21 protein-coding genes are annotated in these 19,424 nt (G+C 62.2%); 10 read left to right on the forward strand and 11 right to left on the reverse strand.

Going from position 1 to position 19,424, the window contains the following annotated elements; genetic code table 11:
* Positions 1-82 precede the first annotated feature (82 nt).
* Positions 83-1,006 carry an AraC family transcriptional regulator gene (locus C4J90_RS11640; RefSeq protein ID WP_124414487.1) on the reverse strand — a complete coding sequence of 308 codons (924 nt, stop codon included), beginning with the start codon at positions 1,004-1,006 and terminating at the stop codon, positions 83-85.
* 270 nt (positions 1,007-1,276) lie between these two features.
* Between C4J90_RS11640 and C4J90_RS11645 the strand changes: the two genes are divergently transcribed.
* On the forward strand, positions 1,277-2,542 hold the full coding sequence (locus C4J90_RS11645; RefSeq protein ID WP_372237499.1) for a sugar ABC transporter substrate-binding protein: 1,266 nt from the start codon (positions 1,277-1,279) through the stop codon (positions 2,540-2,542).
* Positions 2,543-2,559: 17 nt separating this feature from the next.
* Complete coding sequence (locus C4J90_RS11650; RefSeq protein ID WP_124419822.1) at positions 2,560-3,333, forward strand: L-iditol 2-dehydrogenase; 774 nt, start codon at positions 2,560-2,562, stop codon at positions 3,331-3,333.
* A 33-nt stretch (positions 3,334-3,366) separates the two neighbouring features.
* On the opposite strand, the gene C4J90_RS11655 is transcribed toward C4J90_RS11650, so the two are convergent.
* Complete coding sequence (locus C4J90_RS11655) at positions 3,367-4,059, reverse strand: NUDIX hydrolase (RefSeq protein ID WP_124419823.1); 693 nt, start codon at positions 4,057-4,059, stop codon at positions 3,367-3,369.
* Between the two features lie 146 nt (positions 4,060-4,205).
* On the opposite strand from C4J90_RS11655, the gene C4J90_RS11660 reads away from it, so the two are divergent.
* Genes C4J90_RS11660 through nadE form a run of 3 tightly spaced genes read left to right on the forward strand, consistent with a single transcriptional unit; the run spans position 4,206 to position 6,899 of the window.
* Complete coding sequence (locus C4J90_RS11660) at positions 4,206-4,853, forward strand: isochorismatase family protein (RefSeq protein ID WP_124414491.1); 648 nt, start codon at positions 4,206-4,208, stop codon at positions 4,851-4,853.
* Between the two features lie 11 nt (positions 4,854-4,864).
* On the forward strand, positions 4,865-6,082 hold the full coding sequence (pncB, locus tag C4J90_RS11665; RefSeq protein ID WP_124414492.1) for a nicotinate phosphoribosyltransferase: 1,218 nt from the start codon (positions 4,865-4,867) through the stop codon (positions 6,080-6,082).
* 1 nt (position 6,083) lies between these two features.
* A complete protein-coding gene (gene nadE / locus C4J90_RS11670) occupies positions 6,084-6,899 on the forward strand; it encodes an ammonia-dependent NAD(+) synthetase (RefSeq protein ID WP_124419824.1) in 816 nt (271 codons plus the stop codon).
* Here the strand turns inward: nadE and C4J90_RS11675 are convergent, their stop codons facing one another.
* The 7 genes from C4J90_RS11675 to C4J90_RS11705 are packed head-to-tail and all read right to left on the reverse strand — an operon-like array spanning position 6,900 to position 13,338.
* Complete coding sequence (locus tag C4J90_RS11675; protein WP_124419825.1) at positions 6,900-7,931, reverse strand: ABC transporter substrate-binding protein; 1,032 nt, start codon at positions 7,929-7,931, stop codon at positions 6,900-6,902.
* A gap of 13 nt (positions 7,932-7,944) precedes the next feature.
* On the reverse strand, positions 7,945-9,042 hold the full coding sequence (locus tag C4J90_RS11680) for an FAD-binding oxidoreductase (protein ID WP_124414495.1): 1,098 nt from the start codon (positions 9,040-9,042) through the stop codon (positions 7,945-7,947).
* On the reverse strand, positions 9,039-10,382 hold the full coding sequence (locus tag C4J90_RS11685) for an NAD(P)/FAD-dependent oxidoreductase (protein ID WP_124419826.1): 1,344 nt from the start codon (positions 10,380-10,382) through the stop codon (positions 9,039-9,041). The genes C4J90_RS11680 and C4J90_RS11685 overlap by 4 nt, the downstream gene beginning before the upstream one ends.
* Entirely contained in the window at positions 10,379-10,669 is a 291-nt protein-coding gene (locus C4J90_RS11690) for a (2Fe-2S)-binding protein (RefSeq protein ID WP_124366768.1), read from the reverse strand. Before C4J90_RS11690 ends, C4J90_RS11685 begins: the two co-directional genes overlap by 4 nt.
* Positions 10,669-11,463 carry an ABC transporter permease gene (locus C4J90_RS11695; protein WP_124419827.1) on the reverse strand — a complete coding sequence of 265 codons (795 nt, stop codon included), beginning with the start codon at positions 11,461-11,463 and terminating at the stop codon, positions 10,669-10,671. Before C4J90_RS11695 ends, C4J90_RS11690 begins: the two co-directional genes overlap by 1 nt.
* A 4-nt stretch (positions 11,464-11,467) precedes the next feature.
* Positions 11,468-12,313 (reverse strand): ABC transporter permease, encoded by an 846-nt coding sequence (locus tag C4J90_RS11700; RefSeq protein WP_124419828.1) that lies wholly within the window; start codon positions 12,311-12,313, stop codon positions 11,468-11,470.
* Positions 12,310-13,338: an ABC transporter ATP-binding protein gene (locus C4J90_RS11705; protein WP_124419829.1), complete on the reverse strand. Its 1,029-nt coding sequence runs from the start codon at positions 13,336-13,338 to the stop codon at positions 12,310-12,312. The genes C4J90_RS11700 and C4J90_RS11705 overlap by 4 nt, the downstream gene beginning before the upstream one ends.
* Here C4J90_RS11705 and C4J90_RS26890 point away from each other — a divergent pair.
* From C4J90_RS26890 to C4J90_RS11725, 5 genes are all read left to right on the forward strand, one after another.
* Positions 13,337-13,483, forward strand: coding sequence for a hypothetical protein (locus C4J90_RS26890; RefSeq protein ID WP_164484534.1), 147 nt, complete (start codon positions 13,337-13,339; stop codon positions 13,481-13,483). The genes C4J90_RS11705 and C4J90_RS26890 overlap by 2 nt on opposite strands.
* Before the next feature lie 94 nt (positions 13,484-13,577).
* Positions 13,578-14,411, forward strand: a complete 834-nt coding sequence (locus tag C4J90_RS11710) for an IclR family transcriptional regulator (protein WP_124403955.1) — start codon at positions 13,578-13,580, stop codon at positions 14,409-14,411.
* A 242-nt stretch (positions 14,412-14,653) separates the two neighbouring features.
* Positions 14,654-15,958 carry a hypothetical protein gene (locus C4J90_RS26970; protein ID WP_177413398.1) on the forward strand — a complete coding sequence of 435 codons (1,305 nt, stop codon included), beginning with the start codon at positions 14,654-14,656 and terminating at the stop codon, positions 15,956-15,958.
* A gap of 162 nt (positions 15,959-16,120) precedes the next feature.
* A complete protein-coding gene (locus C4J90_RS11720; RefSeq protein WP_124419831.1) occupies positions 16,121-17,476 on the forward strand; it encodes an MATE family efflux transporter in 1,356 nt (451 codons plus the stop codon).
* 39 nt (positions 17,477-17,515) lie between these two features.
* Positions 17,516-18,721, forward strand: a complete 1,206-nt coding sequence (locus C4J90_RS11725) for an MFS transporter (RefSeq protein WP_124419832.1) — start codon at positions 17,516-17,518, stop codon at positions 18,719-18,721.
* On the opposite strand, the gene C4J90_RS11730 is transcribed toward C4J90_RS11725, so the two are convergent.
* On the reverse strand, positions 18,688-19,053 hold the full coding sequence (locus C4J90_RS11730) for a type II toxin-antitoxin system HicB family antitoxin (RefSeq protein ID WP_124419833.1): 366 nt from the start codon (positions 19,051-19,053) through the stop codon (positions 18,688-18,690). The two genes, C4J90_RS11725 and C4J90_RS11730, sit on opposite strands and share 34 nt — an antisense overlap.
* A complete protein-coding gene (locus C4J90_RS11735) occupies positions 19,050-19,301 on the reverse strand; it encodes a type II toxin-antitoxin system HicA family toxin (RefSeq protein WP_116665433.1) in 252 nt (83 codons plus the stop codon). The genes C4J90_RS11730 and C4J90_RS11735 overlap by 4 nt, the downstream gene beginning before the upstream one ends.
* Between the last annotated feature and the right edge of the window lie 123 nt (positions 19,302-19,424).

Consider the following 19,424-nt stretch of genomic DNA (forward strand, 5'->3'; position numbering starts at 1 on the left):
CGCAAACGTTTGCACAGGCTGTACCAACTTTGCTCAATCGTCTGAAAGGCCTGCAAAAAAGCCTGATTAGTCGTCTTTATGGTCAGAAATGACTGGGTGTCATTTTTTCCAGATGATTGCCGGTCTCGCGCCGATACTCACTCGGTGTCTGGTTCATCTCGATGCGAAAGTGCCGGTTGAAATTGGACAGGTTCGCGTAGCCGACTTCGAAGCAAATATCCGCCACTGACATATCGCTTTGCAGCAATAACCGGCAGGCGCGCTGCACGCGGAATTTGCGCATCAGCTCGATAAAGCCATGGCCGGTCGTGCGTTTGAAGAAACGCGAGAAACCCGGTTCGCTCATGTCCAGTTGCCGGGCGATGTCTGACAGGCGCACCTCGCCGCCGAGTTCACGCATCAGGTAGGCGAAGGCCTTGTTGATGCGTTCGGCACTGCGCGGGTCCAGGGTCGGCGCGTAGCGCGGGCTGGCCAGCACCTTGAACTGGCGGGGCGGGGCGTTCTTGAGGGTGTCGAGCAGTTGCAGGAACAGGATCAGCCGTTGCAGGCCCTGGGCGCTGCCGATGGCTTCCATCAACCGTGCCGCGTGCACCGCTGTTTCGCCGGTGAACTCAAGGCCGCGTCGCGCGTGTTCGAACAGCGGCTGCAGATCGCCGAGTTCCGGCAGTGCCTTGCGCAAGGCGAGGAGGGCGGCGCCGTCGAACTGCAGCACCACGTCGCGACCGCTCAGGCACTCGCCGGGTGCCACGTCGCCAATCCAGTCGTGGGGCAGGTCGGGGCCGATCAAGGCGACATGCCCGGCACTGAATGCACCGATATAGTCGCCCGCCACCAGCTTGCCGCTGCCGTGGCGAATCAGGTGGATTTCGAACTCAGGATGATGGTTCCAGCGCGCCAGCTCAATCGGATAGTCGTGTTCGAACCAGCGAAAGCAGTGCTCCGGTTCGGGCAGGATCACTTCCAGTTCGGCAGGACGGTGCTCGAACAGCGGGGCGCGGATGGGCATGCGGCTGCCTCTTGTGCGTTGGATGCCCACCAAAATACCCGCCTCGGCAGGCCTGGCGCTACCCCCGGCGTCGCCCCACACTGATACTTTTTTGCGCCTGGGACACCGGTTAAAAAAGTATCGGTCGGGCATCCGCCAGGGGTTTGTGAGAAACCGGCCCAAGCTGCTGTAATCGGCGCTCAACAACAAAAACAACCGGTGGACACCGCCATGCTATCAACCCGCAAAGCCAAGCTTGCCCAAACGCTGTTGCTGCTCTCCAGCCTGGCCATGAGCCTGCCCAGCCAGGCCGCCGACACCCTGACCATCGCCACGGTCAATAACAGCGACATGATCCGCATGCAGCGCCTGTCCAAGGTGTTCCAGGCGCAGCATCCGGACATCCAGCTCAATTGGGTGGTGCTCGAAGAAAACGTGCTGCGCCAGCGCCTCACCACCGATATCGCCACCCAGGGCGGGCAGTTCGATGTGCTGACCATCGGCACCTACGAAACCCCGCTGTGGGGCGCCAAACACTGGCTGGAGCCACTGACCGACCTGCCGGCCGACTACGATGTTGAGGACATCTTCCCCTCGGTGCGCCAGGGCCTGTCGGTGAATGGCACGCTCTACGCCTTGCCGTTCTACGGCGAAAGCACCGTGACCTATTACCGCACCGACCTGTTCAAGCAAGCCGGCCTGAGCATGCCCGCGAATCCAACCTGGACCCAGCTCGGCGAATTCGCCGCCAAGCTGACGGTGAGGGACAAAGATCAATATGGCCTGTGCCTGCGCGGCAAGGCGGGTTGGGGCGAGAACGTTGCGTTGCTGAGCACCATGGCCAATGCATTCGGCGCACGCTGGTTCGATGAGCAATGGCAGCCCGAACTGACCAGCCCCGAGTGGACGGCTGCGGCCAATTTCTACGTCAACAGCCTCAAGCAATACGGCCCGCCGGGCGTGTCGAGCAATGGCTTCAACGAAACCCTGGCGTTGTTCAACAGCGGCAAGTGTGCGATCTGGGTCGATGCCAGCGTCGCCGGCTCCTTCACCACTGACACCGGCCAAAGCAAAGTCGCCGATCGCGTAGGCTTCGCTGCGGCGCCCACCGAGGTCACCGATAAGGGCTCTTCCTGGCTCTACGCCTGGTCGCTGGCCATCCCGGCCACCTCCAAGCACAAAGACGCTGCCAAGGCTTTTATCCGTTGGGCGACGTCCAAGGATTACATCCAGCTGGTCGCTGAAAAAGAAGGCATCACCAACGTACCGCCAGGCACGCGGCAATCGACCTACAGCGAGGCGTACCTGAACGCGGCGCCGTTTGCCCAGGTCACGCTGCAGATGATGAAGCACGCCGACCCGGCGCACCCCTCGGCCAAACCGGTGCCGTACGTGGGCATCCAGTACGTGACGATTCCCGAATTCCAGGCCATCGGCACTTCCGTCGGCAAACTGTTTTCGGCAGCGCTCACCGGCGGCATGACGGTCGACCAGGCGCTGCAGCAGGCGCAGACCACCACTGAGCGCGAGATGAAGCGTGCCGGTTATCCGAAGTAATTCCACAGGACACCTCGATGAAACGACTTGAAGGTAAGAGCGCGCTGATCACCGGATCGGCGCGGGGGATTGGCCGCGCGTTTGCCCAGGCCTATATCCAGGAAGGCGCCACCGTCGCCATTGCCGATATCAACCTGCAGCGCGCCGAGCAGACGGCGGCCGAACTGGGCCCCCAGGCGTATGCGGTGGCGATGGACGTCACCGACCAAACCTCCATCGACGCGGCCATGGCCGCAGTGGTCGCCCATGCCGGCAAGCTGGATATCCTGGTGAATAACGCGGCGTTGTTCGACCTGGCCCCCATCCTCGACATCACCCGCGACAGCTATGACCGGCTGTTTTCAATCAACGTCGCCGGTACGCTGTTTACCCTGCAGGCCGCCGCGCGGCAGATGATTCGCCAGGGCCACGGCGGCAAGATCATCAACATGGCCAGCCAGGCCGGACGGCGCGGCGAGGCGCTGGTGGCGGTGTATTGCGCGACCAAGGCGGCCGTGATCAGCCTGACGCAATCGGCGGGGCTGAACCTGATCAAACAGGGCATCAACGTCAATGCCATCGCCCCGGGTGTGGTGGACGGTGAGCACTGGGATGGGGTGGATGCGCTGTTCGCCAGGCATGAGGGCCTGGCGCCGGGCGAGAAGAAAAAGCGGGTAGGCGACGAGGTGCCTTATGGGCGGATGGGCACGGCGCAAGACCTGACCGGCATGGCGATCTTCCTGGCTTCGAAGGAGGCTGACTATGTGGTTGCACAGACCTACAACGTCGATGGTGGCAATTGGATGAACTAGAACCATCGGTCACCCGTGGATCTCCATGTCCGGTCACTCGGCAAAACTGCGGTCGAAGAAGTAAATCTCTCCTGGCTTCAACATCTCCAGCGTCGCCTGTGGCCTGCCGCCTTCACCCTGCTTCTTGCGCCCCGTCTCACGCAAATATCCCGCTTGCGTCAGCTTCAACAAGCGCTGGCGCACGCTGGTCTTGAGCACCGGCCGCGCCAGTACCAGGGAAAAGATCGCGGTCGCTTGCGGCGCACTGAACTCCTTGCCCAGAAACATCAGCGGCAAGCTGCTGTAAAGCGCTTTGGACAACAGCCGTTCCTGCACCGCCGCGACGATCAGGTTGTGATCGAAGGGCAGCTTGATGCTGCCGTCCGCCACCGCGTTGAGGGAAAACCAGGCCTGATGTTCACTCAGCGTTACCTCGTCTGCCACAATCGCCAGGTAGTAAGTGGACGACGACCAGCAGCGCGGGTCGCGAAACGCATCGCCCACCGTGCCAACCTGCTCGCTCCAGGCCAGCTCCAGACCGACTTTGTCACTGGCGCGCAACCGTTCCACGGCATCCTTGAGGCTCAGATCCTGCACGCCGCCATTGACCAGCACACCCGGCAGCGCCCAATGCCCGGCGAAGGGCTCGGCGTCACGTTTGTTCAGCAGCAGTTTGAGTTCGCCCGAGGCGCGGCAGTAAAACACTGCGCACAGGTCGACGGTGTGGAGGTAGGCGCTAAGTGGCATGTGAAGTCCTTCTGAACGGCGGTGGGGCACAGTCTAACGGATCGAACCGCTATGTCATGTACTTGCTGAAGTACCGGTAAATAAATGTTTCTTGCAATGAAAGTACATGACATGTACTTTTGTTTCCAGGCCACCGGAGAATCACCATGACCCTCGCCAAAACTGCCATCGCTTCATTCGATGTCGACGCCCAGAAGAGTTTCACGCCGCTGTGTCCCGACGAGTTGCCCGTCGTCGGCGGAGATCTGATCGGCGCCGAGCTCAACTACATGGCCAGCCTTGCCGGGCATCGTGTCGGCAGCAAGGACGCCCACACCCCACACGCGCCCTGGGTGGTCGCGCAGCACAGCCAGATGCTGCAACCCACGGGCCTCGTTCACGCCGATGTCACCTGGGTCAGCCACTGCGTACCCGGTACCGAGGGCTTCACCTTGCTGGATGAGTTGCCCACCCCGTATGACTACGACTACTTCATCTGGAAGGGTGTCGAACCCGACCTGCACCCTTACGGCGCGTGCTACCACGACCTGCACGACAAGTTGTCGACGGGCGTCATCGAATACCTCAAGGCCCACGGTGTCGTGCGCGTCATCGTTGGTGGCCTGGCCCTGGACTACTGCGTCAAGACCACCGCCTTGCAACTGCTCAAGGCCGGGCTGCAAGTGGTGCTGCACCTGCCGGCGTGTCGGAGCATCACTGAGGCGGGCGGGGTTCAGGCCGTCAATGCGTTGCTCGAGGCCGGCGCTGTCATCAGCAGTACCCGCGAAGAACTGGCCGCGATGGCCACGCGTTAAGGAGACTCACCATGGAAAGCGCGTATGACGATAAACCCCCGGTCATCCAGGGCTTGCTCGACACCGATTACTACACCTTCACCATGATGCAGGCGGTGCTGCACCAGCATCCCAACGTAGACGTGGAATACAACTTCATCGTCCGCTCCAGGGAAAAACTTGGCCACCTGATCCCGGCGTTGCGAACCGAGCTGGAAAAGCTTGCCGGCCTGCAGATGCGCGAAGGCGAGCTGCGCTTCCTGTTCAACCCGCGTTTTCGCGAATACCTCACGCCGGATTACGAGCGCTTCCTCGGCCTGTTTCGCTTCGACCTGCGCTATATCCACGTCAGTGAAGTAGACGGCCAACTGAACATCCGCGTGATCGGCCCGATGCTGCATTGCATCATGTTCGAGCAACCGGTCCTGGCGCTGGTCAGCGAACTGCGCAACCGCGACAAATACCCTGATGTGACCCTCGAAGACGTCACCCGCAAGCTGTATCAGAAGTTCGACTGGCTGGAGAAGAACCTCAGCCGCGAAGAACTTGCCGACCTGCGCGTCTCCGACTTCTCCACCCGTCGGCGCCTGTCATTCAAGGCCCAGCGCGAAGTAGTCGACATCATGCGCCGCGACTTTCCCGGCCAGTTTCTTGGCACCAGCAATGCGCACCTGGCCTACGAATTCAACCTGCCACTGATCGGCACCATGGCCCACCAATGGCTGATGGTGCATCAGCAACTGGGCCGTCTGCGCGAAAGCCAGAACGCCGCCCTGGAGAACTGGGTGCGCGAGTACCGTGGCCGTCTCGGTATGGCCCTGACCGACTGCATCAGCACCGATTTCTTCCTCAAGGATTTCGACCTGTACTTCGCCAAGCTCTACGACGGCCTGCGCCAGGACTCGGGTGACCCCATCGCCTGGGCCGACAAAGTCCTGGCCAGATATAAGGAACTCGGCATCGACCCCATGACCAAAGACCTTATGTTCTCCGATGGTCTGAATTTCGAAAAATGCCTGCCGATCCTGCGACACATCCGTGGCAAGGCGCGGTTCGGCTTCGGCATGGGCACCAGCCTGGCCTGTGATGTGGACGGCGTCGAGCCGCTGAGTATCGTCATGAAGCTGGTGCGGGTACACGGTGAGCCGGTGGTGAAATTCTCCGATGACCCGGTCAAGAACGTCTGCGAAGACCCGTCGTTTTTGCAGTACGCGGCACAAGTATTCAACGTTGGTAGCGTGGAGGAATGACATGCAAACTCAAGAACGGATCGCGCGTGAACTGAACGTCAACCGCTCGCTGGGCAAAGGTGGCGAGCCCGAGGAGATTCAACGGCGTATCGACTTCATCAAGACCACCTTGCGCGATTCAGGCTGCAAGGCGCTGGTGCTGGGCATCAGCGGCGGTGTCGACTCACTGGTCGCCGGCCGCCTGTGCCAGCTGGCGGCGCAGCAACTGCGCGAAGAAGACTACGCCGCGCGCTTTATCGCCATGCGTCTGCCCTATAAGACCCAGGGCGACGAACACGATGCCCAGGCTTCCCTGGACTTTATCCTGCCGGACCATATCGACACCCTCGACATCGCGGCCAGTGTCGACGGCCTGATGGCCAGCCTGGCCGCTGCCGAGGCCAGCGCCGCCCAACTCGATTTCATCAAGGGCAACGTCAAGGCCCGTGCGCGCATGATCGCGCAATACGCGGTCGCCAACCTGCACAATGGTCTGGTGGTCGGCACCGACCAGGCGGCCGAAGCGCTGATGGGCTTTTTCACCAAATTCGGCGACGGCGCCTGCGACCTGGCGCCGCTGTCTGGGTTGACCAAAACCCAGGTGCGCCTGCTGGCCACGGCCCTCGGCGCGCCAACGAACCTGGCGTACAAGCCGCCCACCGCAGACCTTGAAGAACTGGCACCGGGGAAACTGGATGAGGACGCCTACGGCTGTTCGTATGAAGAAATCGACGCCTACCTGATGGGCGAGCCGGTGAGTGAGCGGGTGAGGGGATTAGTCGAGGCGGCCTACAGCAAGACAGCGCACAAACGCGCGCTGCCCTTCGTGCCGTTGTGATCAACGCTCGATCGAACGACTCCATCGCGCGTTCCACTCCGGACGTGCCTGGTTGACCTGGTCCCAATTGATCGAAATCGCCGTCTGCAGGTAACCCTGCATCGCCTCGACCCGTGCGCGGGTCTTGTCGGTGGTCGGCGTGGTCGGGTTTGACGGGATCTGGTCACCGTCTTCCAGTGCCGGCGCCTGGGCTTGGGCGCTGAGCAGGAACGCCGCGAGTTTTTGCGCCAGTTCCGGCTGGTCATTGCGTGCGATCACGCATTCGGCCACGTTCAGCACCACTGCGCCTTCCTTGGGTTGCGCATATTCCATGGGCACGCCGAGCAGTTTCTGGGTGGCAACCTGGGTCGGCGTCAGCGGGAAGATCGCCGCTTCGTCGGTTTGCACCATCTCGGAGATTTTTGCCGAGCTGGCGATGTATTCCAGCACGTTGGGGCCGACGGTCTTCGGCCACGCCTTGAAGCCTGGCTCCACGTCGGCCTCGCTGCCGCCCTGGATACGGTTGAACATTAGGAAAGCGTGCAAGCCGAAGGTGGAGGAGGCCAGGGACTGGAACACCACTTTTTCCTTGAAGCGCGGGTCGGCCAGGTCCATCCAGGAGGTGGGCGCGGCCCAGCCGTTTTCCTTGAACATTTTGGCGTTGTAGCCAAGGCCTGTAACGCCGAGGGTCACGGCCACGGCCTGGTCCTTGATTTTTGCCTTGGCCGGGATCTGCTCCAGGGTCGGGCTGGGCGCCAGTTTGTCGCACAGGCCCATGGAGATGGCGCGGTACATGATGCCGTCGTCGAGGAACATCACATGCATCTGCGGGTTGTCCTTGTTGGCCTGCACCTTGGCAAGAATGTCCGACGAGGTGCCCGGCACAATCACCACCTTGACGTTGTTGGCCTTCTCGAAGGCGGGCAGCACTTTATCGGCGTAAACCCGCTCCATGGTGCCGCCGTTCATGCCCAGGTACAGCGTGGGCGCGGCATGGACATTGGACGCGAGCAAGGCGAGGGACAAGCAGGACAGCGCGGTACGTGGGTTCATGGGGTTTTTCCTCTCAGGCTTGGAAACGACGGATGGAAAACGCTTCAATGGGCTGGCGGCTGGCACCCGAGCAGACGATCTCTGCCAGGGCTTCACCGACCGCAGGGCCGAGCTGGAACCCGGCGCCGGCAAAACCGAAACCGTGGAGCAGGCCGGGTTGGGTGCTGCTGGGGCCGATCACCGGTTCATGATCGGGTAAATAACCTTCGGTGCCGCTCCAGGTACGGATGGCCTGGGCCCCCCGCAGGAATGGGTACAGCTCACCCGCATTGCGCAGGATCTCCAGTACCGCCGCGTGGCCGGGCCGGGCCTGCTGCGGGCCAAGGGCGAAGCCGCGACCACCGCCGAGGATGCAGTTGCCGCGCGCCACTTGCCGCGCATAGATGCCGCCGCCTTCGACGCCGGTGCTCACGTTCATCACCCTCGGCAACGGCTCGGTCACTAACATCGCCGGGTGTGCCGAGATCATCGGCACCGGTTCGCCAAATTGCGCGGCGACGCTGCCGGCCCACGCACCTGCGCAGTTGAGTAGCCATGGCGCCTGCAGGTGAAGGCCATTGGCGCAATGCACCTGGAAGCGCTGGCCGTCATGGTCGATGCGGCTCACTTCTGCCTGCTCATAAACGCAGGCGCCACTGCGTTGCGCCGCTCGGGCGAAGGCCGGCGATACCAGGCGCGGATTGGCGTGGCCGTCGTCGGGGCAGAGCGAGGCGCCCACTGCGATGTCGCCCACCCACGGGAAGCGCTCGCGCAACTGGGTGTAATCGAGCAATTGCAGGTTCAGGCCAAAGCCACGGGTGTGCGCGGCATAGGCTTCAAGCGCGGCAAAATCCCCATGACTGCGCGCCAGTTTCAGATGCCCGGAGCGCACGTATTCGCCGTCGATGCCGATCAATCCAGGCAGGTCGGCCCACAACTGATGGGCGCGCTGTGACAGCGGTAACTGATGCAAGGGCCGTCCTTGGCGCCGCACGCCGCCGTAATTCACGCCGCTGGAATGCGAGCCGCAAAAATCCCGCTCGACCAGCGCCACCCGCTGACCCTGGCGCGCAAGCATTAAGGCCGCCGACGCGCCAACAATCCCGCCGCCCAACACAATAACGTCGATCACGGCTGCACCTGCACGCCGAACGGCAGCGGCTTGATCGGCGCCTGGGCACGCAGGCGCCCGACCTGTTCAATGCTCCGCCCGCTGCGCTCGGCGACAATCTCCGCCGCCGCCAGCCCGCACATGCGCCCTTGGCAGCGGCCCATGCCGACGCGGCAGTGGGCCTTGACCCGGTTGATCTCCCAGTGGCCTTCATCCACCACCGCGCGCACCTCGCCCACACTGACTTCTTCGCAGCGGCACAGGGTCAACGCATCCGGGGCCTGCGCGGCCCATTGTTCAGGGAAGGGAAACGCGGTTTCCAGGCCCTGGCGAAAGCGCTGGATGCGCGCCAGCTGCTGTTCCAGCCGGGTGATGCGACGCTGATCGACCCCCTTGCCGATATCTTCCAGTACGGCCAGCGCTGCACGCTCACCGGCCAATTGCGCCGCATCGGCGCCCATGATGCCGGCACCGTCGCCCGCCAGGTAAACCTGCGCCACGCTGCTGCGCCCGGCGCTGTCGCGGCGCGGCAACCAGGCCCGGTTCAGGCGGTTCCAGGCAAACGCGCAACCGAGCAGGTCTGCCAGTTGCGTCTCACTGCGCAGCGCGTGGGCGAAGGCCACGGCGTCGCACGCCAGGCGCTGTTCGCCCCAACGAATACCGCTGACCCGCTGTTCGCCGTCAATCTGTCGCAGGGTTGCGCCCTGATGCACGGCAACCCCGTGGGCGGTCAGCCAGGCGCGGTAGTACACGCCCTTGGCCAGGGTCAGCGGCTGCCCGAGCAGCGCCGGCAGCGCACGGCATTGGGCGCTTAACGGCGCGCTGTCTAGAACCGCCACAACCTTGGCGCCGGCCTTGGCATATTGGTAAGCCACTAAATACAGCAAGGGCCCCGAACCACAGAACGCGACGCGCTCGCCGATGGCGCAGCCCTGATATTTCAACGCAATCTGCGCGGCGCCCAGGCTGTAGACGCCGGGCAAGGTCCAGCCTGGCACCGGCAGGATACGGTCGGTGGCCCCGGTGGCGACGATGACCCGCGAGTACTCGACGCGCTCGGCACGGCCCTCTGTGAGCGTGTCCAGGCAGGCGTCTTCGGCATTCCACACCAAGGTGTCGGGGCGATAGTCGATCAGCGGTGCCAGCTCGTCCAAGGTGCGATGCACGGCCTGGGCCTTACCCGCTTCGAAGCCGTAAAGCTGCTTGGCCGAGCGCTGGAAATTCATCGGTTGGCGCCGATAGACCTGCCCGCCGCCGCGCAGGCTTTCATCGATCAGGCACGGCTTGATGCCATGCTCGAGCAAGGTTCGCGCCGCCGTGATGCCGGCCGGGCCTGCGCCCACAATCACAATCGGTTTCATGCGTGGCGCCCCGGTTCACGGCTGATCGCCTGGCCCTCTTCCAGTAACGTCGAACAGGCGCGTACGCGGCGCCCGTCTGCAAGGCGCACCCAGCAGTCCTGGCAGGCGCCCATCAGGCAGAAACCGGCACGGCGCTCCGCGCTGAAATCGCTGCCGCGCAGGTGCTCGGCGCAGGTCAGAATGGCCGTCAGCAGGGTGTCGCCGAGCAGGCCTGCGGCCGGTTGGCCGTCCAGGGTGAACGCCAGGGCAGGGCGCTGGGTTTCAGCGAGTCGCTTGAACAGGGCCATCAGTGTTTCCCCACCAGCACGCGGTCCAGGCCGTACACCCGGTCGAGCAGAATCATGGTCGCCGCCGTCAGCGCGATCACCAGCGCCGAGACCGCCGCCATCATTGGGTCGATGGACTCGGTGGCGTACACGTACATGCGCACCGGCAGGGTTTGCGTGGCCGGTGAGCTGACGAATATCGACAGGGTCACCTCATCGAAACTGTTGATGAACGCCAACAGCCAGCCACCGGCCACGCCCGGCAGAATCATCGGCAGCGTGATCTGGCGAAACAGCGTAAAGCGGCCGGCACCGAGGGATTCTGCGGCCTGTTCGGCGCTGCGGTCGATACCGATGGCGGCCGCCAGCACCAGGCGCAGCACATAGGGCGTGATGATCACCACATGGGCGAGCATCAGCCAGGTGAAGCTGCCATTCACGCCCATCAGCGCAAACAGGCGCAACATGGCGACGCCCAGGACCAGGTGCGGGATGATGATCGGCGACAGAAACAGCGCACTGAAAAAATCCCGTCCTGGGAACGAATAACGGCTGATCGCCAAGGCTGCCGGCACCGCAATCAGCGTGGCCAGCGTCGCGGCGGTAAACGCCAGAACCAGGCTGTTATAGAACGCCTGGATAAAGTCGGCGCGCTCGAACACCGCGCGAAACCAGCGCAGGGAGAAGCCCGACGTGGGCAGGCTCAAGGTGTTTTCCGGGGTGAAGGCCACCAGGCACACCACCACCAGCGGCGCCAGCATGAACACCACCACCAGGGCGTGGAAACTGAGGGCCAAAGGACCGTTTCTAGACATGCGCTCAAACCCCCAGGGTTTTTTTGTAGCGGCCTTCGACCATGCGGTTCCAGCTCAGCATGATCAGCAGATTGACCAACAGCAGCACCACGGCGATGGTCGCGCCCATGGGCCAGTTGAGTTCCGAGAGGTATTGGTCGTACACCACCGTGGCGACCATTTTCAGGCGGCGCCCGCCGAGCAGGCCGGGGATGGCGAACGAGCTGGCGGCCAGGCCGAACACAATCAGGGTGCCGGACAGCACGCCGGGCATCACTTGGGGCAAGACGATCTTGCGCATCACCGTGGCCTGGCTGGCCCCCAGCGACAACGCGGCCTGTTCAGCCGACGGGTCGAGCTTCTGCAACGAGGTCCAGACCGGGATGATCATGAACGGCAGCATCACATGCACCAGTGCGATGATCACCGCGAACGGTGTGTACAGCAGCTTCACCGGGCGGCCGCCGAGCATTTGGATCACTTGATTGACCAGCCCGTCGGCGCCGAGCAACAGGCTCCAGCCAAAGGCGCGCACCACCACCGAAATCAGCAACGGCGTGAGGATCAGGATCAGGAAAATCGAGCGCCATGGCGTGCCCATGCGGCTGAGGATATAGGCCTCCGGTACACCGATCACCACGCACAACAGGGTGACCAGCGCACTGATCCAGAAGGTGCGCCAGAAGATCTCGTAGAAGTAGGCATCACTGAACAACGACAGGTAATGGGCCAGGGTCCACTCATCGGCCTTCACGCCTACCTGGTAATCGAACACGTTGAACGACAGCACCAGCGTCAGGCCCAGCGGCAGCACCAACAGCCCGGCAAACAGCACCAGCGCCGGCAGGGATAGTAAGTAACCCCGGCTCATGGGCGCACCTCGTCCGGCGCCAAGACCCGCAACAGGTCCGCTTGCCAATCCAGGCCCACTGCCGCGCCGTTGGCCAGCGGCGCGCTGCCGTCGTTGCTGCGTACCACGGTGATTTCGCCAAGGTCGGTATGGATACGGTACAGCCACTGGCTGCCGAAGAAGTAACGGTCCAGCACCTTGCCCTGCAAGCGACCCGAGCCCGCGTCCAGCAGTTGGATTTTCTCCGGGCGCAGGCTCAGAGTCAGCGCGCCAGCGCCGCTTGTATGGCGCACTTGCGGGATGCCCAGCGCATCGTAGTCGCCGGCGAGCAGATTGGCCTTGCCGACGAAGTCCGAGATAAACCGTGTGCGCGGGTGCTCGTACAACCGGTAGGGCGCGTCGATCTGGGTCACGCGCCCGGCCTGCATCACCACCACGCGGTCGCTGATCGATAGCGCCTCGGCCTGATCGTGGGTGACCATCAAGGTGGTGATGCCCACTGCGCATTGAATACAGCGGATTTCGAACTGCATTTCTTCGCGCAGGTTGGCGTCGAGGTTGGACAGCGGCTCATCCAGCAGCAGCACCGGCGGCTCGATCACCAGCGCGCGGGCCAGGGCCACGCGCTGGCGTTGGCCGCCGGACAGCTCCCGGGGGTAGCGTTCGGCATGGGGGGCCAGGCGCACCAGCTCCAGCACGGTCTTGACCTTGGCGGCGATCTCGCCGGCGGGCACCTTGCGCATCTTCAGGCCGAAGGCGACGTTGTCGCGCACCGTCATGTGCGGGAACAGCGCATAGCTCTGGAACACTACGCCCAGGCCCCGGCTGGCGGGCTTGGCATGGGTGATGTCGCGACCGTCGAGCAGGATCTGCCCGCCGCTCACATCGACGAAGCCGGCGATCATCTGCAAGGTGGTGGTCTTGCCACAACCCGAGGGGCCGAGCAGGGAAACGAATTCGCCTTTTTCCACCGCAAGGTCGGTGGCGACTACCGCATCGACGGCGCCGTAGCGTTTGCTCAAGGCGCGAAGTTGGAGAAATGCCATGTCTGCGTTCCACCTGTTTGAGTCGCGTCGAAACGCGCTTTTTTTGTTTTGGGCAGATGCGAAAGAACAGTTGCGGGTGCGCTGGCGCTCGATCTTCGGTCGGCTGCCGGTTGTTGTTCGTTTCGCCCCTGTGGACGCAGATTAGGACGAAGACTAGAGTGGACGGAAGACGGTATTTCACTGAATGGATGATTATTTTCTGTTTTATTCATTCATCAGAATTTAGTTGGAGATTAAGAGTGAATGATTCCACTGAGCGGAATGAAGGAGCGAGGGAAGTTGGCTCAGGCGGCGTCTCTCGCCTGTTTGCACTGCTGCGCATCCTGGGTGAAGTGCCGGAAGGCGGTGAACGCGTGACCCAGCTTGCGCAGCAGGTCGGCCTCTCGCAACCGACCACCCACCGCCTCCTGCGCAGCCTGATGGACGAAGGCATGGTCGAGCAGGACGCGCGCAGCAAGCGCTACCGTCTGAGCCTGGAGTTCTTTGCCCTGGCGGCGAATGCCGGCAAAACCGGCAACCTGCGCGACCTGGTACGGCCAAGCCTGTTGCGCTTGAGTGCGTCGCTGGGCGATTCGTTGTTCCTGCTGGCCCGCAGTGGCTTCGACGCAATCTGCCTGGACCGCAGCGAAGGCCCGTACCCGATCCGTACCTTCACCGGCGATATCGGTGGGCGCGTGGCGCTAGGCGTGGGGCAGGGCAGCCTGGCGATCCTTGCATTCCTGCCCGAGGAAGAGCGCGAAACGGTAATCCGCTACAACCTGCCACGGCTCAAGGATTTCCATGTGTACGACGAGGTGCTGTTGCGTTCGGAGGTCGAGAATGTGCGCAGCCTGGGGTATGCCGCGCGCAACACGGGCGTGCTCGAAGGCATGGCCGGGCTGGCGGTGCCCATTCTCAACCGTGACGGGCATGCGGTGGCGGCGTTGAGCGTAGCGACCATCAGTGATCGCCTGGGGCCGAGCCGTTTGCCGATGGTGGTGGAATTGTTGAAGCGCGAGGCGGCGGCGATCGGGCCACGGATCAATCCGTTTGATCCGACGTTGCGCCGGCCTTCGCAGGCGTTTGGTGGGTAGTCCACTTCTGATGCGTAAGCGTATATGAGAGATCTGGGCTTTTCAGATCGGTCCTACGCAAATGCAATTCTTTTTCGCATCGTTGCACAGGCTTTTACTTTGCGTGCGACGGTAAATTCCTTGCGTGTAACTGCATGTTTATTTGGAACTGCACTGTTTTCGGTTGCCACCAAGAGGTAGCTGAATCGAGGGCTTACTGGCCTGGTTAAGCAGTTGTTACGTCCAAGACATGAGGTGTTGCAATGAATCCTAACTTCAACCAGCCGCTCTATTCGCCTCCACCCGCACAGAGCTTCGGATATACCCCTGCCGACTATGAGCGCAAGGCTACTGCGAACATGCCGAGCAACATGACCAGCATTTATTCCAATTCGGCAGTCGCAGAGTCGCTGCTACGCAATTTTGAATACTTCTCGTCTGGAGCTGCTTTCGTTACGCGAGACTCGCTTATTGACTTTGCCAATCGTCCACTGGTAGACGGTGGTTACCATGATCAGATGACGTTGCTTGCCAGGGATATATTGGGCCGGGACGACCTCCCACGCCTCTTTGATGGCGTTCAGAACGGCGGGCAGGAAGACGGGCTGATCAACCAAGAGGATGTGGAGCTAGCCATCAACCAGTTAGCTCAGCAAGGCGCACGTGGCTATCGGTCAGCGGGTTATAACGGCGCGATGCAACAGCCAACAGGGGAGTTTGGCGCGCGCTATACCAGCGCGATGCAGCAACAGAGAGTCAACCAGCAGTTTGCTCCTGCGTTCTGCGAACGGCCTTTCTCCAATGGGCCGCGCGGCATGGAAGGCTGGGACGCGTCGCCACCTGCACCACGAGCGTTCGGGGCGCAGCAGCCGTTCTATGCGGGGATGCCAGTCAGTCAGCAGTGGAACCCCACGACGACAGGGCAGCGACCGTATGCGAATGACAGTAACGAAGCCTTATCGGCCAAAGTGCTCTCCCATTTCAGCAACCTGCAAGACCCCTCAACGGGGACGATCACTGACGCGTCACTGAGTGCTGCAGCGTCGGGATACGCTCTGGATGGTCGGCCTATCAGCGCGGCGGATGCCGCTATCGCGCAGGAGCTGCTGGAGCGGGGCCAACTGTTCAAGACCCTTGATCAAGGCCGCAGCGGCACACTTGACGGCAGTATTGCCCGGCAGGATCTGGGCGATGCAGCGAGTGAGTACCGCACAAATAGCAACGCCGAACTTCTGCAGGCCGTGAAAGATAATTTCAGGCAGTTTACCGCCGGTGGGACTGATGATTATGTCAATGTCAATGAGTTGAAAGAGGCGGCGGGTCTTATTCCGTCCGACCGAACGTTCAGCCCGCAAGCGCGCGAAGTGGCCTTGGAGTTGCTCAATCGTCCGGGATTATTGCGCGAGTTGGATATCGGCGTTCGGGAAGACGGTACGCCAGGCGCTGAAGATAAACGTTTCGACATGGTTAACATCGACCATATGATCAAGAAAGAGTCCTCCCCAGAGCGCGCCAAGCCTGACGCCAGCGCATCTGTGGGTAATTACTCCGTGGCTGCGGGTGGCTAGTATCGACTGAGCGCCAACGGCTGCTTCCGGTGACTCAGGTAGCAGCCGTCGGTGCTTGAGGCTTGTGCAGTGGGATCGTCATGTCGGCGTAGCATTCGCGGTTCAGCGCCAATAGACTCAAGCGATTGACGACACCACCGAGACCCAGGGCCCCGAATCATCATGGAAGTCATCCAGCAACGACCGCTGTGGCAGGTCTATCTGTTTTTTCTGGCACCGATGGTGCTGTCCAACTTTCTGCAAAGCTTTTCCGGCACGCTCAACGGTATCTATGTCGGGCAGATGCTGGGTACCCACGCGCTGGCGGCGGTGTCGGGCATGTTCCCCATCGTATTTTTCTTCATTGCCCTGGTGATTGGCCTGGGGGCTGGCGCCTCGGTGTTGATCGGCCAGGCCTGGGGCGCCCGCGAGACGGGAATGGTCAAGGTGATCACCGGCGCCACGCTGACCCTCGGCGCGCTGGTGGGCCTGGTTGCCGCCCTGCTTGGCAGCCTGTTGGCTCGCCCCGCGCTGCAGGCGTTGGGGACCCCTGTCGATGTGCTTGACGATGCGGTGGGCTACGCCCAAGTGATGATGCTGATCATGCCGCTGCTGCTGGTATTCATTCTTTATACCCAGCTGCTGCGCGGTGTCAGCGATACCGTTTCACCATTGTTGGCCTTGATGGTGTCTACCCTGGTGGGTTTGCTGCTGACGCCAGCGCTGATTCGCGGCTGGATCGGCCTGCCGCCCATGGGCATCCAGAGTGCGGCGTACGCGGGGCTGGCGGGGAATGTCTTGGCGATGCTGTTCCTGATCCTGCGCCTGCGCCACAAAAACTCGGTGATGGCGCCGGATAGCGACATGCTCGCAGCCTTGCGCCTGGACCGGGTGATCCTCGGCAAGGTCCTGCGCATCGGCCTGCCGACAGGCCTGCAGATGGTGGTGCTGTCGTTGTCGGAACTGGTCATCCTGGCGCTGGTCAACGGCCACGGTTCCCAGGCGACGGCGGCGTACGGCGCGGTGACGCAGATCGTCAACTACGTGCAGTTTCCGGCGCTGTCGATTGCCATCACCGCCTCGATCCTGGGGGCCCAGGCGATTGGCGCCGGGCGCCTGGAGCGCATCGGGCCGATCCTGCGCACCGGGCTGTTGATCAACACCGCCCTTACCGGTGGCCTGATCGTGCTCGGCTACGGGCTATCGCATTGGTTGCTGGGCCTGTTCATCACCGACCCCGCCGCGCGCGTCAACGCTGAGCACCTGTTGCACATCATGTTGTGGAGCATCCTGGTGTTCGGCTTCCAGGCCGTGATCGGCGGGATCATGCGCGCCAGCGGTGTGGTGTTGATACCGGTCGCCATCTCGATTTTCTGTGTGCTGTGCGTGGAGTTGCCGGTGGCCTACCTGTTCAATGCGCATTTTGGCCTCGAAGGCGTGTGGATGGCGTTTCCGGTGACTTACCTGGCGATGCTGGTGCTGCAGACCGCGTATTACCGCCTGGTATGGCGGCATAAGCAGATCAAGCGGCTGCTGTGATAAAAGGTTGCCCACCCAAGCAGAGAAGGCGCTTTATCGATGGCTAACCCTTACGCCGAGCTGTTCCAGGTGCCAGGCGCTCGCGCTTTTGTGCTGGCGGGAATGCTGGCACGCATGCCGATCTCCATGACCGGGATTGGCCTGATCACTATGCTCTCGCAGGTGCATGGCGGTTACGGCCTGGCGGGTTCGGTGGCGGCGGTATTCGCGTTGGCCACCGCGTTTTGCGCACCGCAGGTGTCACGCCTGGTGGACCGCTACAGCCAGGGCAGGGTGCTGCCCATTGCGGCGTCGATCGGTGGCGGCGCGTTGTTGATGGTGTTGCTGTGCACGCGTTTGCAGGCGCCAGGCTGGACGTTGTTCCTGTTCGCCGCATTGGCCGGCTGCATGCCCAATATGTCGGCGATGGTGCGGGCGCGCTGGACCGAGCTGTACCGTGGCCAGCCCAAGCTGCACACCGCATTTGCCCTGGAGTCGGTGCTCGATGAAGTGTGCTTCATCATCGGCCCGCCCATTTCCGTCGGCCTCAGTGTGGTGCTGTTCCCCGAGGCCGGGCCTTTGGTGGCGGCCGTATTGCTGGCGGTGGGTGTGACCACCTTCGTATTGCAACGCACCACTGAACCGCCGGTGCATGCACGTCACGATCATCACGGGCGCTGGTTGATCGCCTCGCCGTCGGTGCTGATCCTGATGGCCTTGCTGCTCGCCATGGGTGTGATCGTCGGTGTTGTGGATGTGGTCAGTGTCGCGTTCGCCCAGCAGGCGGGCCACCCGACGGCAGCCAGTATTGTGTTGTCGGTCTACGCCATCGGTTCCTGCCTGGCAGGCTTGGCCTTCGGCATGCTCAAGCTCAAGGCGCCGCTGCCCAGGCAGTTTCTGTACTGCGGCGTAGCTACGGCCGTGACCACGTTGCCATTACTGCTGGTGACTGACATTCCGGGGCTGGCCGTGGCGATCTTCATCTCCGGCCTGTTCTTCGCCCCGACCCTGATCGTGTCCATGGCGCTGGTGGAGCAAGTCGTCCCACCCAGCCGCCTCACCGAAGGCATGACCTGGCTGATCACCGGCCTGAGCATCGGCGTGGCCATTGGCGCCGCCAGCTCCGGCTGGATGATTGACCACTTTGGTGCCGCCAGCGGGTTCTGGGTGGCGCTGGCGGCGGGGGTGGTCGTGTTGGGTTCGGCCGTGCTGGGGTGCCGACGATTAGGCAGTCAGCCAATCGCCGCGCAAGGCTGCGGGAAATGATGGTGTAGAAACTCATCCAGCGCCTGGCGTGTCAGGTCGTTCAACGTCACTTTCTTGCGGTTCGCCGCCAACGCTGCCGCCAGATGCAGGTCATGGCCGACGCGTACGTTGAACGAGCCCTTGCATGGCTTTTCGGGAGTTTGCCCGAGCGACTGGCAGGTGGCGAGGTAATCGTCCACCGCCTCTTGGAAGGCCGCGTCCAACTCTGCGACGGTCTTGCCTTCGTAACTCACCAGGGCCTTGATGAACAGGATTTTGCCGAACAGGCAGTTGTCCTCGAGGCTGGCTTCGATGGAGCCGATGTAGCCTTTGTGTTTCAGCTGGTTGTTCACTGAATCAGTTCTCCTGATTTCAATTGTTCGATGATTTGGCGCCGAATGTAGTGTTTCAGTTCGTTGCCGGGGTGAGGCTTGTGCAAGGTGATCATTGCACTGGGGTCGCCAATGTCGAATTTGACCCGGCTTCCAGCCCCTTCAATCTGTGTGTAACCCAGTCGCCGTAACAGGGTTACGAGTTCAGACCAGGTGAATGCCATGTGCTCATTGAGCAGTTTGGCGAGCAGCTTTTCATTTTTGGACACGGCGTTCCCTGCGTGTAACTAAATGTAGTTGCAAAAAGTGGTGTGCGTCAATGCTAGCTCGGTCTGATGCGTCTTTCCCAAGATTGATGTAACCCGTGATGACACCTCGCTTGCAGGCCCCCA

This window comes from Pseudomonas sp. R2-60-08W (genome assembly GCF_003852335.1).
Taxonomy (GTDB): domain Bacteria; phylum Pseudomonadota; class Gammaproteobacteria; order Pseudomonadales; family Pseudomonadaceae; genus Aquipseudomonas.